This is a genomic window from Candidatus Palauibacter irciniicola, assembly GCF_965208695.1.
Classification (GTDB): domain Bacteria; phylum Gemmatimonadota; class Gemmatimonadetes; order Palauibacterales; family Palauibacteraceae; genus Palauibacter; species Palauibacter irciniicola.
On the sequence record NZ_OZ242352.1, the window covers coordinates 1,986,250 to 2,002,489 of the forward strand.

14 protein-coding genes are annotated in these 16,240 nt (G+C 66.0%); 4 read left to right on the forward strand and 10 right to left on the reverse strand.

The window, feature by feature from the left end; all coding sequences use genetic code 11:
* Positions 1 to 31 precede the first annotated feature (31 nt).
* The 3 genes from ACOGI9_RS08615 to ACOGI9_RS08625 are packed head-to-tail and all read right to left on the reverse strand — an operon-like array spanning position 32 to position 2,185.
* A complete protein-coding gene (locus ACOGI9_RS08615) occupies positions 32 to 676 on the reverse strand; it encodes a DsbA family protein (RefSeq protein WP_419856737.1) in 645 nt (214 codons plus the stop codon).
* The gene (locus tag ACOGI9_RS08620) at positions 673 to 1,932 is read right to left on the reverse strand and encodes a hypothetical protein (RefSeq protein WP_419856738.1); all 1,260 of its coding nucleotides are present in this window, start codon (positions 1,930 to 1,932) and stop codon (positions 673 to 675) included. The genes ACOGI9_RS08615 and ACOGI9_RS08620 overlap by 4 nt, the downstream gene beginning before the upstream one ends.
* Before the next feature lie 4 nt (positions 1,933 to 1,936).
* Positions 1,937 to 2,185, reverse strand: a complete 249-nt coding sequence (locus tag ACOGI9_RS08625) for a hypothetical protein (RefSeq protein ID WP_419856739.1) — start codon at positions 2,183 to 2,185, stop codon at positions 1,937 to 1,939.
* Between the two features lie 279 nt (positions 2,186 to 2,464).
* On the opposite strand from ACOGI9_RS08625, the gene ACOGI9_RS08630 reads away from it, so the two are divergent.
* The 4 genes from ACOGI9_RS08630 to ACOGI9_RS08645 are packed head-to-tail and all read left to right on the forward strand — an operon-like array spanning position 2,465 to position 6,103.
* A complete protein-coding gene (locus ACOGI9_RS08630) occupies positions 2,465 to 3,334 on the forward strand; it encodes an SDR family oxidoreductase (protein ID WP_419856740.1) in 870 nt (289 codons plus the stop codon).
* Between the two features lie 12 nt (positions 3,335 to 3,346).
* On the forward strand, positions 3,347 to 3,916 hold the full coding sequence (locus ACOGI9_RS08635) for an NfeD family protein (protein ID WP_419856741.1): 570 nt from the start codon (positions 3,347 to 3,349) through the stop codon (positions 3,914 to 3,916).
* Between the two features lie 7 nt (positions 3,917 to 3,923).
* On the forward strand, positions 3,924 to 5,225 hold the full coding sequence (locus ACOGI9_RS08640; protein ID WP_419856742.1) for a flotillin family protein: 1,302 nt from the start codon (positions 3,924 to 3,926) through the stop codon (positions 5,223 to 5,225).
* Positions 5,222 to 6,103: an outer membrane protein gene (locus tag ACOGI9_RS08645; protein WP_419856743.1), complete on the forward strand. Its 882-nt coding sequence runs from the start codon at positions 5,222 to 5,224 to the stop codon at positions 6,101 to 6,103. Before ACOGI9_RS08640 ends, ACOGI9_RS08645 begins: the two co-directional genes overlap by 4 nt.
* A gap of 50 nt (positions 6,104 to 6,153) precedes the next feature.
* On the opposite strand, the gene ACOGI9_RS08650 is transcribed toward ACOGI9_RS08645, so the two are convergent.
* The 7 genes from ACOGI9_RS08650 to ACOGI9_RS08680 form a co-directional block, all read right to left on the reverse strand.
* A complete protein-coding gene (locus ACOGI9_RS08650) occupies positions 6,154 to 7,125 on the reverse strand; it encodes a carboxypeptidase regulatory-like domain-containing protein (RefSeq protein ID WP_419856744.1) in 972 nt (323 codons plus the stop codon).
* 1,974 nt (positions 7,126 to 9,099) lie between these two features.
* Entirely contained in the window at positions 9,100 to 10,104 is a 1,005-nt protein-coding gene (locus tag ACOGI9_RS08655) for a hypothetical protein (RefSeq protein WP_419856745.1), read from the reverse strand.
* Positions 10,105 to 10,434: 330 nt separating this feature from the next.
* Positions 10,435 to 11,265 (reverse strand): hypothetical protein, encoded by an 831-nt coding sequence (locus ACOGI9_RS08660; protein WP_419856746.1) that lies wholly within the window; start codon positions 11,263 to 11,265, stop codon positions 10,435 to 10,437.
* A gap of 231 nt (positions 11,266 to 11,496) precedes the next feature.
* Positions 11,497 to 11,796, reverse strand: a complete 300-nt coding sequence (locus ACOGI9_RS08665) for a hypothetical protein (protein ID WP_419856747.1) — start codon at positions 11,794 to 11,796, stop codon at positions 11,497 to 11,499.
* Positions 11,793 to 12,749 (reverse strand): BF3164 family lipoprotein, encoded by a 957-nt coding sequence (locus tag ACOGI9_RS08670; RefSeq protein WP_419856748.1) that lies wholly within the window; start codon positions 12,747 to 12,749, stop codon positions 11,793 to 11,795. Before ACOGI9_RS08670 ends, ACOGI9_RS08665 begins: the two co-directional genes overlap by 4 nt.
* A gap of 347 nt (positions 12,750 to 13,096) precedes the next feature.
* Positions 13,097 to 15,247 (reverse strand): zf-HC2 domain-containing protein, encoded by a 2,151-nt coding sequence (locus ACOGI9_RS08675; protein WP_419856749.1) that lies wholly within the window; start codon positions 15,245 to 15,247, stop codon positions 13,097 to 13,099.
* Between the two features lie 11 nt (positions 15,248 to 15,258).
* Positions 15,259 to 15,795 (reverse strand): RNA polymerase sigma factor, encoded by a 537-nt coding sequence (locus tag ACOGI9_RS08680; protein ID WP_419856750.1) that lies wholly within the window; start codon positions 15,793 to 15,795, stop codon positions 15,259 to 15,261.
* Between the last annotated feature and the right edge of the window lie 445 nt (positions 15,796 to 16,240).

Genomic DNA, 16,240 nt, shown 5'->3' on the forward strand with positions numbered 1-16,240 from the left:
CCCGATCCATCCGGCAGCCGCGGACGGGTGCTCACCGGCGGAGCAGCTTCGTCAGGTCGGCCTCCGACGCGGCGCCGACGATTCGGGCGTGTTCCGACACGAAGGTCGGGGTCGCGGTGATCCGCCAGCGGTCGGCGAGCGCGGCGTCCCGGGCGAGGCGCTCGGTCGTTGCGGCCGCGTTCAGGCAGCGGACCAGAAGCGTTCCCGCGGGAACGTCCGCCGCGACCGCGACCGACTCCCAGTCCACGTCTCCGGTCTCCCAGTCTTCGTTCGTCATCAGGTGGTCGTGCATGCGCACGAACGCTCCCTGCTTCTCCGCGCAGATCGCCGCGCGCGCCGCCTGGGCCGAACGGTCCGAAAGGGGCACGTGAACGAGCACGACCCTGGCCTCGCCCGACGCCACCCACCCGTTCACGGTCTCGTGAGACGAGCGGCAGAAGGGGCACCGGTAGTCGCTGAACTCGAAGATCGTCTGCGGGGCATCGCCGCCGCCGAGCACACTTCTTCGATTCGCGGCGGCCTCCCTCCACTCCTCCCGGTAGCGCGCGAGCACCTGCCGCTCGTCCTTCCACTCCCGCAGACGGCCGCCGACCACCCCCGACGGACGGAAGGCGATCACCGCGAGGAGGACGAGGCACACGGCGAGACCGATGTCCTGGATCCCGATCCGCTTCATCTCCCCGGCGTCCTCGCGCCCGCGGGCAGCGGGACGATCAGGACGTATTCGACATCGAGTTCATCCCGCACCACCCCGACCGCCTCCGTTTCGTCGGCCCACAGTAAATCGAATCCACCGGGGAACTCGACGTTCACGGCGGGGCTTCCCGGCCCGGCGTACACGCTCCAGACCGAAACGTCGTCCTCGCCGCGCGCGGCATCGATTCGCGGCCGGTAACCCGTCACCCAGACGCGTCCGTCGGCACCCGCAATCACGTTTCCCAGAGGCGGGAGGGAGTCGGGAAACGCCCATACATCGAGCGTGGCCGCGATCCGGGTCCGCATGTGGGTCGGCAGGAGGCGGTTCATCTCGGCGCGCATGGGAGCGAGCGCCATCTCCCGGTCCTCCGCCGTCACGGGAACCGATGGGAGGGCGAACTCGATCGGAGCCAGCGGTAGGCCGCCACCCGTCACCCGCTCCGCGCGCGGGCGTGCCGTGGACCCGAAGAGAAGGACCGAATCGAGCGGCAGCACGAACGGCTGAGGCGAGAACGGAATCTGGCCCGAAATGAATGAGTCTCCGGGGTAGCGGAAGACGCGGGTCCCCGTGGTCTCGGCGATGGGGTCGAACCCCGTCCCATCGGCCGACGTCAGGAAGACGACGACCTGCAGGGGATGAGACTCGCCCATTTCGTCGACCCGCCGGTCGGGCCTCGGCACCGCCCACGCCAGGCGGCCGTCATCCATGGCGCCCTGCAATCGCGGGGATTGCAGGGTGTCCCCGGGAGGGATCGGGATCCCGACGCGCCGCACGCCTCCGCCGGTGTACGGCCAGACGGACGCGCGTCCCCCCGCCTCGTCGTATACCACCACGGAATCGCCGCGGTATCCGAAGAGCGCCGCCAGTTCCCCGAGCTCACGCGGACCGCCGCCCACGCCGCCGCGGGTGTCGCGCCACGCCCCATCGAGCGTGAACGTGCGCAGCGTGGCATCGCCCCGGTTCGCGACGACCAGCACACCGGACGGCCGGTCCACGACGACGCCGGCGATGTCGTGGAAGTCCGTCTGCCCATCCCCGGACGCGCTTCCGAGCCGCAGGCGGGGCGGCCCCGCGCGAAGATGCGCGGGGTCCGCTCCGAAGTCCGCTCCCGGTTCCGCCGAACCGATCGTGTCGGTACGGTCGTCCCGTTCCAGACATGCGGCAGCCACCATCGCGGCCGCGAATGTCGTCCAGTACCGGGGCCGCGCGCGGCCCCCCGTCGTATTCAGCCTCATGTGATCACCATCGAAAGGGATCGCGATCTGAAGGACCCCACATGGAAAGAGCGCATTCCCGCACGCACTCGCTGAGCTCGTAGTTGCAGCCCCAGCCACCGTCCAGGACGCAATCCGACCATGCCAGGCCACAGTCGCTCACGCAGTCGCCGCCGCGCGCGGACGCGGCCTGGCCGGGTTGCGCCAGGATGGCCGTGGCCAGCACCAGGTTGAAGCCAAGGAGTGCCCAGCGTCCCGCTTTCGTCCTCTTCATCGTCCCCTCCCCTTCCCGGGTCGTCGGGAGGCGTGGTCGCGGCCGCCACGATCGTTGGCGCGCTCGTCGCGACGCTCCGGGGCGGACCCTCCGTCCCGTGCCTTCCGAGATTCACCCTCCAGAGTCCGGCCAGCGATCAACGGGCTATCAACTCGTTCGTGGCAGGCAGGCGGCGGGGTCACGGCGGGCGGCGGGGCTATGCCGGGCGGCACTCGCCTCCCCTCCAAGTGCCACGTATCGTCGGAACCTCACGGAACCACGGGGCGACAGGAGGCGTGGATGGCGGATGTGCTTTGCGTAGGCGGGACGGGGACCGTCGGGAGCCGGGTCGTCGAGGGCCTGGTGGCCCGCGGCGTAGCGGTCCGGTGCCTGACGCGCTCGGCGGACGGGGCCGGCGGGTCGGAGGCGGGGGTCGAATTCGCCCAAGGCGACCTGGAGCGGCCCGACACCCTCGCGCCGGCGCTCGAAGGCGTGTCGCGCATGCACCTCCTCACGGCGCTCCACCCGCGGGAGGCGCGGCTCGGGATCGGGGCCATCGATGCGGCCGCGGAGGCCGGCGTCGAGCGGATCGTCTTCCATTCCGCGCACCGCGCGCACGCGGCGACCCACATTCCCCACTTCGCGAGCAAGATGGATATCCTCGCCGCGCTCGAGGCCTCCGGCGTGCCGTGGGCCACGATCGAGCCGAACCACTATTTCCAGAACGACCTGTGGCTGCGACGGTCGCTCGAAGCCGGGGTCTACCCCGCACCGCTCGGCGGCGTGGGACTGCACCGCGTCGATGTCCGCGACATCGCCGACGCCACCGTGAACGCGCTCCTCGACGACGGCCACGAGGGGATTCGGCATCCGGTGGTCGGACCCGAACTCCTGACGAGCGCGGACGTCGCCCGCACTTGGAGCGAGCACCTCGACCGCGAGATCGAGTACGTGGGCGACGACCTCGACGCGTGGGAGGCGCGCGCGGCCCGGCGCCTGCCGGACTGGCTCGTGAGGGACCTGCGGATCATGTCGGAGTATTTTCTCTCCGATTTTCTCTCCGGGCTCATCGCGACGGAGGAGGACTTCGCGACGATGAGCCACGTGCTGGGCCACGCGCCGCGCGTGTTCGAGGATTTCGTGGCCGAGACGGTCGCCGCCTGGCGCTGAGGAGGTCGACACATGTTCACGATATACGTCTTCAGTCTTCTCGTAGGCGGCGGCTTCCTCGCGCTGTCCGTGTTCGGCGACTTCCTGGACGGCATGGACATCGACGTGGATGTCGACGCGGATCTGGACGCGGGGGGCGCGACGGACGTGGCGCGACTTCTCTCGCTGCGGACGATCGTCTACGCGATGTTCGGGTTCGGCGCGACCGGCGCCATCCTTCACTGGTTCACGAGTCCCGCGGTCACGGCCGCCATCGCGGGCGTCACGGGACTCGCCTCCGGGGCGTTCATCGGCGCCGCCTTCCGCTACATCAAGCGCTCGGGCGCCGGCACCGCGCTCGGCGAGCGTTCGCTGGCCGGGTTGACCGGCGAAGTCACGATGGAAATAGCGCCGGACGGCGCGGGTACGGTGAAGGTGTCGCGCGGCGAGCGCCGCTTCCGGGTGCGGGCCCGCATGGACGCGACGTGCCCGGACGACCTGCCGCTGCGCGCCGGACAGTCCGTCGTCGTCGTGCGCATGACGGACGGCATCGCGGATGTCGTGCCCATGGATCCCGAAGACATGAAGCTGCTCGAGGAATGAGGTCGAAATGCAAGACTTTCTGAATGTCCTGGCCGCCCCCGTGGTGATGGCGGGCGTCTTCTTCGTCGTCGTACTCGTGGCGATCATCACGATCAAGAACCTGATCGTGATCGTTCCCCCCAACCGCGCGGCCGTGATCACCGGCCGGAACCGCATGCTGACCGACGGCCAGGCCGTCGGCTACCGCTCCATCTCGGGCGGGCGCACGCTCCGGATCCCGATCATCGAGACGGTCCAGCACATGAACCTCGAGACCATCCCCATCGAGGTCTCCGTCAACAACGCCTTCTCGAAGGGGAACATCCCGCTCAGCGTGGAGGCGATCGCCAACGTGAAGATCGCCTCGGAGCCCGAATGGGTGTTCAACAACTCGGTCGAGCGCCTGCTGGGGAAAACGGAGGAGGAAGTTCGGGAACTCGCCCAGGACACGCTCACGGGGAACCTGCGGGGCGTGCTCGCCACGCTGACGCCGGAAGCCGTCAACGAGGACCGGCTGGGCTTCGCCAAGGCGCTGGCGGAGGATGCGGGTGAGGACCTGGCGTCGCTCGGCTTCCACCTCGACGTGCTCAAGATCCAGAACGTGAGCGACGAGCGCGGCTACCTCGACGCGATCGGGCGGGAGAAGTCGGCCGAGGCGATCCGGCAGGCGGAGATCGCCGAGGCGCAGGCGGAGGCCGACACGCGAGAGGCTCAGGCGGAGGCGAGGCGGCGCGCCGAAGTGCGGGAGGCCGCGGCTTCGATCAAGATCGCCGAGGCCCAGAACGAGTTGCGGGTGCGCAAGGCCGAACTGCACCGCGAGGGCGACACGGCCGAGAAGATCGCGCGCGTGAAGGCGCAGGAGGCCGAGGTCGAGGCGGAGAAGGTTCTCGAGATGAAGCGCGTGGAGCGCGAGGAGCAGCGCCTGCGGGCGGACGTGATCGAGCCCGCCAAGGCCGAGAAGATGGCCGCGTTCGCCCGGGCGGAGGCCGAGGCGGCCCCGATCCTCGAGCGCGGAAAGGCCCAGGTCGAGGTCCTGAAGCGGCTTTATGCCGAGGTCCAGACCGGAGGCGAGGCCGCGTTCGCCGTTTTCATGGCCGAGAAGCTCCCCGAACTGCTCGAGATCGCCGTCGGTGCGGTGGAAGGCGTGGACATCGACCGCGTCGTCGTCATGGACGGCGGCCAGGGAGAGGGCGTGTCCAACGCGCTCAACCAGAGGGTGCGCGGCGCCTACGGGACGATGGAGGGACTCGCGTCGGTGCTGGGCCTCGACATCCAGGAGGTCCTCCAGCGGGCGGTGGGTTCCGGGGACGCGGACGGCGGCGACGGATGAGAGGAGCCATCGTTGCGCTGGCGCTCGCGTTGGCGGCCGGCGAGGTGACTGCGCAGCCGTACGTCGGGTCGGAGCTGGGGTTCACGCTTGCTCCGGCCATGCGGCTCGTGGGCACGGACAATGACTGGGGCACGCGCTGCGACCTGCTCATCAATCCCGACGGGGTGGAGACGGGATCGGAGTGCGACACGCCGCCGCCACCGACCGAGTGGGCGAACGAATCCGGCCGCACGAGGGGCGTCGCGACGGGAATCGCGGCCGGATACCGGTTCGGCAGATTCCGGGTCGAGGCCGAGTACCGGTACCGCGCCGCGCCATATCACGACTATGCGCCGACGGAGATCGGCGACGTGGTGACCGCCCAGAAGGCCGACCAGGAGCTTGAGAGGGCGATCGGCGGGGCCGGCGACGTGAGCGTACACGGCGTGTTCGCGAACCTCGCCGTCGATCTCGCCACGGGCGGTGCGCGGCTCACGCCGTACGTCGGGGTTGGCGCGGGCGTGCAGCGCATGGCCGTCGACTATCTCAGCCTGTGGAAGCGAAACAACGATCCGGCGCGGATCGCCACGTTCGAGGACCCGGTGCTCCGCGCGAAGCTGGCCGGGACCACGACGCTGGGCTCGGCGGTGCTCCACGACACCATGCTCGGCGCCCAGGCGCTGGCGGGGGTGGACTACCGCGTCGCCGACCGGTTCACGATCGGGACGCGGATACGCTACGCGAAGGCGCTCGGCCCGTTCGAGAGCGAACCTCGCGAGTGGGATCAACTCCGCAGCCACGACTCCACCGTGGGCCGCGGCTCCCGCATCCTGTACACCGTGGAAACGCGCGACACGAGCGCCTTCACCGTGACCCTCAGCCTGAGATACGACCTCTAGTCACGGGGATCGCTAGACAACGATCAGGTCTCGAAGCGCCAGCCGGCGCCTTATTTGGTCCAGATCGCGACGATGCCGCACTGGGAGTCGGATCCGCCGAACTCTCCGGGGAGAGAGGCGGCATTCCGGTATATCTCGACTCCCGCGATCTCATGCGGTCTCACCAGATCGTCGATCGTCTGTCCGTCCCGTCCACCGAGACCTCTTACCAGCGTGTTGTCGAGATAGAAGCTCAGCGGGCAGCCGTCGGGCGAGAACTCTGACGCCACTCGTGTGTTCACCAGCATGCAGCTGCTTCGCCGAAGGCGGCAGTTACCGAGTCGAATCCCCGGCTCGTCGGCAATCATTTGCGAGATGAGCACGGCCCCGCGTCGCTCGATGTCGGCGGCAGTGAAGAACGTGCCCCCGCCCACCAGTTCACCCCAGTACTTGCGCTCGTAGAACCCGCCGACCTCCAGTCGGCGCGGACGCGTCGCGGTCGCCACGATGGGCTCCATCTCCACTGGATCCGGGACCATGCCGATGTCGACCTCCGTGGTGATGCCGCGCGAGACCGACACTACGTGAGAGAGAGGAGCATACCCGAGGTGCCGGACCGCGAGTTCGTGGACCCCGACGGGAACCCCGCTCAGTACAAAGCTCCCCCGCCGGTTGGTCTCCGTCGCCGTACCGCCCAAAACGGAGACTGTGGCCGCTACGACAGGCCTCTCCGTGCGGGCATCTCGCACGTTGCCGATCAATCGTCCCGTCGTCGCCGACGCCACGAGTAGCCTGAGTTCAACTTCACTTGTCGCTTCCGGCACGATCCCGACCACTGCCTCCTGACTGGAGGCATCCCCGAACTCGGCCCAGACGGTGGCCTGCCGGGCGTCGCGCGGAGCACAGAGAACCAGGTCTCCAGCGGGTCCGACTTCCTGACGAACAGGCCGCCTCGCGCGATCCGCGTCCGTCCACTGAACGATCACCGTCGCGTTCGGAATCGGAATCACGCCGGAATCGTCCACGACCGCGATCTGCAACATCCCGCGCCCTTCGCAAGTCGGATCCTGACCCGCTAGCTCCGGGACGCTCACTCCAAGTACAAGAGCCGCGAGAATCCCGCCGACCAATCGTCCCTGTTCAATGGGCCGCACTCGACCCATCATCGTGCGACCGGTTCTGGCCATGACACTCTCCATCCCATGATTGTCGGCAACCCGAAGCCGTCACGGCTGGTGGTCCACAGCAACTCCCGAGTTACCGCCAACAGATCGTGACCTTTCGGTAGGACGGCTACTCCAACGAACCCCTCCTTGAAACGATACGCAGCCCAGCGGCGCTCGCGACGTTCTTCTTCCGCCAGAATCGTCCTGCGAAACCAGATCACCTGATCCTCGCCCGCCATCATTGCGTCTACAGTTGATTGTCGTGGATCTCGGATCCGGCGAGACAGTTCCTCCGCCAACTCCTCCGCAGACACGTGTGCACGGACGGCTTCAGAGAGTACTTCGTGCATGCTCCGCGCATAGGACTCGACATCCTCCGGACGCACCGGGTTGCGCGGGAATGGCAATCGAACAGCGATGACAGTATCGGCCACCGGGGAAATCTGTGCTAACTCAAAGTAGTCTTCTCCTACACGGTCCGAGCGCCATGTTCCAACGTAGAGCCAGCGACTTCGTGGATCAAGGGCCGTTAGGCTCCTAACGTCGAATGGATGGCTCAGCGTGAGTGTTCCAAAGCTACCTTGGCGCTCGGAGTTCGTACCGACCGGCACACTCACGGTCCGACGACCGACCGCTCGCCACCCAAGCGTATCGTGGACGCTTCCCTCTTCGTTCATCAGGAGGAAGGGAACCGAGTCCGCGTCTGCAGCCTCATCCCCGAGAAACTGCGGAACACTTAGAATTGAGGACCCCAACATTCGACGCGGGACTGTGATGCTTCGTACCGTAGTAATACGAAACTGGATCTGTCGACTAAAGGCGTCGCTATGTCGGTTTATGAAAGACAGCCGCCCCAACGCAAGGTCCGCTATCCAAAGCGTGTCCGAGGACCAGCCCATGTCTGTCGGGCGGCGAAACTCACCGGGCCCATCGCCTTCCGCCCCAATCGTTCCTAGCCAATTACCGCGACGGTCGAACCGGTGAACGCCGAAGACACTAGGATCCAGCACGTAAATGGCACTGGAGTCCGCCAGTAGGGATCTGGGAGCCGTCAAGGCGGGCTCACCGCGGGGTGTCCCACGAATGGTCACTGAGTGCTCCAACCGCAATCGTGGGGCCGCGAAGGGGTCTTCAACATCGAGCACTTGGAGAGCGAAGACAGTCGACGCGGGCGCTCCACAAATCAAACACAACAGCATCGCCACGAGCCGATTCAGATGCCGTTCATGGGCGCTGGGCTGGCGTCGACGCGAATGCCAGCCACGCCACCCGCCAAAGGGTGTCCTATGAGCGACGCGATGGACACCCTTTGGCACCTCAAGCGGCTCCTTCCTTATGGTGCTTGATAACGCATTCACCATCAGTGCGACCGCAGCTACAATGTTAGGTGTAGCGGATCTTCGGACGACCGTGTGTCGTCTCTGGCACCTCTGGTACCGCGTACGGCAAGTAAGACGCCGTCACACGTCTGCTCTAACGCGGAGGCGTGCTCTGGCCTCAGCAGCGCCTCTTCATCGGTCGAGAGGGCTGGCTCTCGGCTGGCATATGCCGTGCCGTCCTCCGCGAAATCCAACTGCATGATCCATTCACACATGCCGCCCCACGTGAAACACCAATCGAACCAGATGCCGTTACTCTTGTACGAACCTTCCATGCAGAAGTTTGCCCCAACCAGATAGTCGACGCAGGCCGCTTCGCCACTGTCGCAGGTTAGGCATTGGGCCTCTGCCCGTTGCGGCGTGAGTGCGGTTGTGATCGCAACCAGGAGCGCAGCCACTGGTAGCCCGCCTACGACGGAGCGGATTGGATCAGGGGATGACGGTCTCATCGTGGATCTCCCTTCCTTGGAGGTTATGAACAGTCTTGGCGCTGGTCGGTCCAGTGCCACTTCAAAAAGATCAGGTTCCGTGAGGCAGCTGTTCGGGTACCGACTAAGAGCTGGAGTCGGGGTAGGGCTGCAAGAAAAGCAACTTCACTACGGATCGATCCATACCGAACAGTGTCGCCACGCCTAAACGTCAACGCTGACGCGCGGCGACGTGACCGCAGCGCGACGAAGGTGCTGAGCGTCGCATCATCCACAGCTAGAGCAGGGGTACTCATCACGTATCGAAGATCTGATTCACCAAGGATCTCGCGGAGGTCATCTGGTCCGGGATTGGTCCGCCAAGTCTCAGTACCGTCGTGCGTGAACCGGATGGTGCCGAACGGAAAGCCAGCCTGCTGCACCAAATAGCCCCCGTTGCCATCCGACCTGAGGTGAACGAGGCGATCGATGCCCCGCTCCGGTGCTTCCTGCGTTTCGGCATTCGACAATCGATTCGCTGGTCCCGCCTGGCCTCTCGTGGAGATGAGTATTTGCGTGGTGTCTGAACGCGGATCTAGTATCTTCTCGACCCACACCCAGTCTGGTCCGTGCTTGATGGCGCCGGAGGCTGCAACCGGATCAATCGGCGCTGCCTCGGGGACCATCTCTCCGGTGATTGTATCTAGAGCCCAGATGGTGCCGTCTCGGGCGTCGAACAGTTCTAGAACAAGCCCGGCATCGCCCCACTCAACAAGAGCCGCGGCGAGTACGCTGACACCGGCCAATGACACCTGAGCTACTGCTTCCGTCACAGCTTCGGAGGACAGTTTTAGTACAATAAGATCCGAACGGGACCACACTGTAATCACCGGATCCGGCCCAACGTGGTCGGACGCGGAGAGGCCCACGAACTCGAACTCATCTGGGAGAGCCCACTCTCCAACCTGGGATAGACACAGCCAAGGGGGATCATCAACTGAGTACGAGCTTACACGAGCCTCCTCCACCTGGCAGAAAGCCGCGCTCGGCACAAGGAAAAGGACCAACACTATGAGCCTCCGGCACCGTGCCCGCATCGGCCATCCTTCACGACACGTTACACACGTTGTGGCCAGATCGGATCTTTCAGGCTGGCCGCTGCTGACTTGGCTCGGCAGCGTTCGCTGGATGTCCACGCGGTGCGTGGCTGAACGACGCCGCGTAACAGATGCATTGTCTTGTGCGTGGCAGTGGTTCGGCATCAGCGTATGCCTTAAGCTCGTCGTCCCCGTCTAGGCCGACCTATCTCGCAGGGGATGATCGGGCTCACGGGAAGTCTGCGCTAGGCTCAAAATCGATGAATTCTGTTCCAATAGTGATGAAAATCGTTACGACATCGGTCAAGGCGTGTTGGTCGACATCGGCGCCTCGGTGGGCACGGGTCGTTGGGCGGCGTCTCGCCGGGCGGGTGCATCCCCATTGAGCAACGGCTCTACGTGATCGGATTTGAACTTCGCGAGCAGGTGTTGGCGAGGCATTCGCGCGAGTTGCTTGAGGGGTCGCCCCGGCCATCTCTTGGACTTTTGGTGTATGGTCTGCCGGGTGAACCCCAACGGCTCGCCGACGCGCTCCCAACTGAGCCCTGAGGTACGCAGTTGATGGGCTCTCAAGATCACGAGCGCGCCGAGAAATCGACTCAGGGTGGATTCGCCAGCGACGCTTGTCCGAAACGCCTGCGACAGGGTCACCGGGGAGCGGCGGACGGCGTCGGCCAGCTCCTTCACGCTCCGCACCGGTCGGTCGGTGGCGGCACGAAGGCTATGGGGCAGGGCGGAGCGCAGCACCGGGGGCAACGTCGATCGCTCAATCTCGACCGCCCATTCGAATAGGGCCGCTGTTCGGCACTGCGCTTCGATCCGCGAGCGTAGATCGGTGCGCACCTCGTCAAACCAAACGATGTCGGACACCCCTGTCTCGCCGAGCCATCGGACAATGTCAGGCGCGGGATCTGTGACGACGATGATCGGAGCCCAAGGCACTTCCTGTTTGATCTTTCGCATGAGTTCAAGCCGCCCGGTGGGAACCGGAGAGCGACAGCCGAGAACTACGCACTCGACACGGACGTCGTGACCGGTGAGCGTGCCGGTCCTGGCGACCACCTGTACCACGTCCCTAACGGCTTCCTCGATGAGCGCGGCGTCGTGGGCGGAATCGGCAAGAACTCTGATCATCCCATCACCTCCCTGGGTTCCCTGTGGTCGTTGTGCCATGACGTTTGGTGGTCATGTCCGGCTCGGAGTTCGCTCGTGTGCAGGCGCACCGGCCGTTACGTGGCAAGTGCAGCTCCGACCGTTACATGAGTTGCCGCGCGTGCCCTGTCCGCGGCGCAGACGCGACACCTGTCTTGCCAGGTCGCTGCAGAGGCGGGTCGTGGCGGCTCCGGGACAGGGGCGACGGCGGCTTCAATCGCGTTTCTCGGCGACGCTGGCCAGGTACTGGGCGAATTCGGTGACGGCCGTCTTGAACTGACGCGCGAAGCTGTCGCGTTCGTCGGACGAGAAACAGCTCAACTCCTCTGCGAAGCTGGGGATCTGCGATACGAACGCGTCAAGCTCCGCTTGGCCAATGCCTTCGGCGAGCCGGCGGAGGGTCGCCCGCATCTCCCGCTTCTGGGGCGGAGTCGCCGACTTGTAGAGTTCGATGAAGGTCAGTTGGAACGCGAGCCAGTCCAGCCAGTCGGCGTAGGAAATCTCCGTCTTCATTGCGTGAGATCCGGGAGCCGGAACCGGCCGATCCACGGCGTGGGCTCGAGTCCGCTCGCGTAGAGCCATGTGTCGGAGGCGTCGATTGCGATGGCCTCCGCAGCCCGGTCGAGGCGCAGCGTCTTCACGTATGCGCCGTCCCAGGTGTAGACCTGCACCTCCGGTGACGCCCAGACGGGCCCGTCCTCGTCCACCCTCCGCCCCGAGAAGACGCCGTACAGGTAGCGTCGCGTGGCGGCCAGGTCCGTGAAGCCGTAACGCGTCTCCGGACTGATGGCCATGACGCCCCGCCCGTTGCGCGATTGTCCCTGGGCCCACGCGGGCCGGAAGGGGTCGGGCACCGCCGCCCGGGCGATCGGAACACCGTCATGGTCGAAGATCTCGAGCAGCCCGCCGAGGAGCGTCGCGGCGGCCAGACGCTCCCCCTCGGGATCGGCCACAACCCAACTCTCGTACGCCTGCGGGAGCGTCGTTCCCGGCGCCTCCGCCACGTCGGGCGGGAAGCCGAGGATCGTGCGGTCGTAGCTCCGGTCCGCGTGGTAGCGACCGATACGACCCTCCGTGATCCATCCGCCTGCGAACCACGTCCCGTCCGCAGCGCGCACGAGCGCACCGGCGATCGGACCGTTCAGCGGGACGGTTTCGGGGTTCACTTCCGCCCCCGCTTCGATCTCCGGCAGGGACAACCGCGTCAGACGCTGATGGATGCCATCGAGGATCCAGACCTCGTCGGGCGATTCCGCGGCCCCGATCACGACTTGCTCCGGGTCCTTGAACTCGCCCGGCCCGTCGCCCTGGCGGCCGTAGGAACCGAGGCGCCCCGGCGTCTCCAGATCGACGACGTGAACCGACGGCTCCAGCATCGCGTCCAGCGCCACCACGCGGTCCCCGGCCAAGGCAATCTCGACGATCCAGCCCAGCGAGTCGTCCGCGAAGACCGCGTCCGCCGTCAACTCGGCAGGGCTGCCTGTGTCCAGCGCGGCCGGTTCCGCCTGGCGACAGGCGCCGATCGCAAGAACGGCTAACGTCCCGATGGATGACAACCTCATCGCGACCCTACGGCGCCGGATCGATGCATCTTGGCAGCCGGTTCCTCATCTGGACGTCCGGACAGATGCAGTCCACCTTAGCCACGCTGCCGCACCCCTCTTCCGCACACGAGGCAACGGATAACGCGAGGCCGACGGGGGCGTCCGGGTTAGCGGTGATTGGAACAGTTGCCACGACCACCGCGAAAGCTACCGCGGCCAAGAAGCGTCTCAAGCTCATCGTCTTTCCCTCCAGAATCGAGTTCTGCCGGTTATCCCGGCGACGCCAAGGAATGATCTCCCAGCATGAGTGTGATGCGAAGTGCGGTCGCGAGTGCCTCTCCGCGATATCGTAGAGTGCCACCGCGGTCCACGACGAAGAACTGCACCTCCCGCCAAGCACCCAAGGCCTCCCAAACCTCGGATCGGCTGTCGTGAAGGAAGGAGGGCATCGAATCAGCACGATCAACTGCGATTGTCTGAGTGTTGTTCGGTGGATCGGGTTCAGCGGTAACCAACAACGCTCGCGCGCCCGCCGCTTCGAGATTCGCGGCGTTAGCCCTGAGTAGATCAAAGTTCTCTGCAGGAATGAAACTCGGTTGCAGGCTTTGGATCACGAGCGTCAGCCCGCCCTCGGTCACCTCCCGCAACGTCGTTTCCTCTCCGGAGGCGTTCTCGAGTGTGGCGCTCCCGTTGACCCGCTCATCAAGCAGGGACGATGTCAGGTGCTCCCTCCACGCCTCGCGGGCGACAGCCAAGCGGGCTTCCGTCGGAACGGTCACCCAGCTTTCTGCTTCTGGCACGTGGGGTTCGAGCGGAATGACGGGGTCCGCCTGGGCGAGCGCCAGCAACTGGGCCGCGCGAGTCGATGACCCGGCCTCCGCGTGGAATCTCGCCAACTCCACGAACACACGAGGATCCCAACTGAGTTCGGCGGCGCGCTCGAAGGCGTCGAGAGCCCCCGCGCGGTCCCGTCGGGCCACCCGCAGCCATCCGAGCACGACATGCAGGCGGGCCAGACTCTCGGAAGCCTCAGTCTCGAAGTTGGCTCGCGTGCCCGTCAGCGGCCGGTCCGAGCCGAGCCAATCCGGCGGTCCACTCAATTGTTGCAGGATCCACTCCTCGGCGATCATCCCGAGAACTGGCACCTCAGCCATGCGTTCCGTTACTTCGACATCCAGCCGGGAGTCTCGAAACACGCGATTCGCAGCGTACCTGTCGAGCCAGACTCCGGTGAGGGCGGGGTCGGCCACCTCCTGGGCAAGTTGCAGCCCGACCTGGGCTACCGAGGGCATCGGCGCGAGCCTCCAACTCCGGTCCAGCGCGTCCAGCTTTTCTGCACGCGACATTGGCGACAGCAGGATCGACTCCAGACGGGCCTGCGACGCATACTCGTGCCGGGGATGAACAGCCGTGAGCTCGCTCCGCCAATAGACCTCTAGGTCCTCCCGACCGAGGAGGCGGGCGTAGAGGCTCAGGGCGTGCATTTCGCCCGGTCCGGAGTCTCCCTGCCGCGCCGTCGCATCCATCCGCTCAAGGCGCCGTAGAGCGGCGTTCAGCATGGTCTCTCCCTGCCCCCCGGAAGTGGCCCCGTCCCCATACAGAAGGAGGGCTGCCCACAGCTCGGGGCGCTCGGGGTACTCCGACAACCCGCGCTCAATCGTCTCAACGACCCTCTGCGGATTCAGGCGCGCGGTGGCCAGCACCTGGTACAGTCGGGCGTCGAGCGTCGCTCGGCCCTGCGAGTCCGTCTCGATGTACTCCCAAGCGCGGCCGAAGTCGCTGTCGATGTAGTTTCCGTCCAGGTGTTCGACGGCGGCGACCGCGTACACGGTGCCGGGGGGCAGGGAGACCGCTCCGGAGAAGACGCCGGGTTCCTCCCGGGCGAGTTCGACCACGCGGTATCCGGGTTCGGTCTGCGCGAAGCGGAGCGAATCGGGCACCCAGTAACGCAGCCGCGCCCGGAGGCCGGGTTCCGCCGCCAGCGGCGAGACCGTCTCGTACTGGAGCGTGAGCGCGCCCGGCTCCTCGTGGTGGAACCGGAGCGTGCTCGCACCGGCCATGGCTCGCTCGGGCCCAAGCGTCAACACCAGGACTGCCGCAATCCCTGCGATCAGGAAGGCCCCGCCCGAGAGAACCAGGCGTCGGGAGAACGCAACCGACTGCGCCTGCGCACCGACGAGAGGGATGGGAGCGGCACTCTCCGTCTCCACGGGGAAAATCTCTTCGAAAAGTCCATCGGGTGGCTTCGGCGTCGGAACGGCGCGGAGTGCCGCACTCAACTCGCGAATAAGCCGCACCTCGCGCCGACAGACCTCGCACGAACGAAGGTGTAGCCGCACAGCAGTGGCGGACGGTTCGGGCAGCACCCCATCCGCGAAGCGGTTCAGTGTCTGATCGTCGATGTGTGTGCAGGATTCCATCTTACAGCTCCCTACCGCTCGAACAGTTTGGCGCGAAGCAGCTTCCGCGCCTTGTACAACCGCCCCTCCGAGGTCGCGCGCTCGATCTGGAGAAGCTCGGCGATCTCTTCGTGCGAATAACCCTCCATCTCCTTGAGAACGACGACCGTCCGCAGTTTCTCCGTGAGCGAAGACAGCGCACGTTCCAGTGCGATCGACTCCAGGATGGGGAATTCCGGCGACGGGACGATCTCCCCTTCGTCGGGCACGCCAGCGATCGCAGTCTCGTGTCGTCTCCGCTCGGACCGGACGTGCCGGAGGGCGACGCGAGCCGTCACGGAACGAAGCCAAGGCCCCAGCGGCCGCTCGCCATCGAAGCGCCGAAGCATCTCGGGAAGGTCACCGAAGATGTCGTGTAGTACATCCCGAGCATCGGCAGACGACTCCGTCAAACGATACGCCACAGCGAACAACTGCTTCGAGTACTCCTCGTACAGGGACTGCAACGCGCGACGATCGCCGCGCGCCGCCCTGCGCGACAATCGCCGCTCCCGGGCCGCGGTCAGCAAACCGCGCCACCTCGCGCAACCCGGCGTGCCATCTTGACTCTCTCCACGGAGAATCTCTTTCTCGTCGTCGGGCCCCCTGCGCCGCAGCCGATGCTGTCGGCGTGGATCTTCCCTCTACAGTTAATTGCCCGCCCGAGGGCAGAACTTCGCTATCGCCCATCCGGCGTTTTTCGACGGGGCGAGCCTTCAACGAGGGTTATGTGATCGCTAAATGTAGAGATGGCAACGTGATAGGAGTGGGGAGATTTCGGGAAACGCGGTCGGAAATTGGAAGGCGCTCGCTGCCGTTGGCCCCTGGCGACGAACGGTCCCGACTCGACGTGTCGGCAGCGCTCGCTGGCTGCCGGTGGGGCGACACACGGCGGCCTGCCCCAAGTTGCCGGGGCAGGCCGGCCGTACGCCTCGCATGGCTCCGAACGGAGCCGTCGTGCGGGCGGGGCTAACC

Coding starts and splice junctions, on each gene's coding strand:
- ACOGI9_RS08615 (WP_419856737.1), bottom strand. CDS start 676: ATGAAGCGGATCGGGATCCAGGACATCGGTCTCGCCGTGTGCCTCGTC.
- ACOGI9_RS08620 (WP_419856738.1), bottom strand. CDS start 1,932: ATGAGGCTGAATACGACGGGGGGCCGCGCGCGGCCCCGGTACTGGACG.
- ACOGI9_RS08625 (WP_419856739.1), bottom strand. CDS start 2,185: ATGAAGAGGACGAAAGCGGGACGCTGGGCACTCCTTGGCTTCAACCTG.
- ACOGI9_RS08630 (WP_419856740.1), top strand. CDS start 2,465: ATGGCGGATGTGCTTTGCGTAGGCGGGACGGGGACCGTCGGGAGCCGG.
- ACOGI9_RS08635 (WP_419856741.1), top strand. CDS start 3,347: ATGTTCACGATATACGTCTTCAGTCTTCTCGTAGGCGGCGGCTTCCTC.
- ACOGI9_RS08640 (WP_419856742.1), top strand. CDS start 3,924: ATGCAAGACTTTCTGAATGTCCTGGCCGCCCCCGTGGTGATGGCGGGC.
- ACOGI9_RS08645 (WP_419856743.1), top strand. CDS start 5,222: ATGAGAGGAGCCATCGTTGCGCTGGCGCTCGCGTTGGCGGCCGGCGAG.
- ACOGI9_RS08650 (WP_419856744.1), bottom strand. CDS start 7,125: ATGTTGCAGATCGCGGTCGTGGACGATTCCGGCGTGATTCCGATTCCG.
- ACOGI9_RS08660 (WP_419856746.1), bottom strand. CDS start 11,265: ATGATCAGAGTTCTTGCCGATTCCGCCCACGACGCCGCGCTCATCGAG.
- ACOGI9_RS08665 (WP_419856747.1), bottom strand. CDS start 11,796: ATGAAGACGGAGATTTCCTACGCCGACTGGCTGGACTGGCTCGCGTTC.
- ACOGI9_RS08675 (WP_419856749.1), bottom strand. CDS start 15,247: ATGGAATCCTGCACACACATCGACGATCAGACACTGAACCGCTTCGCG.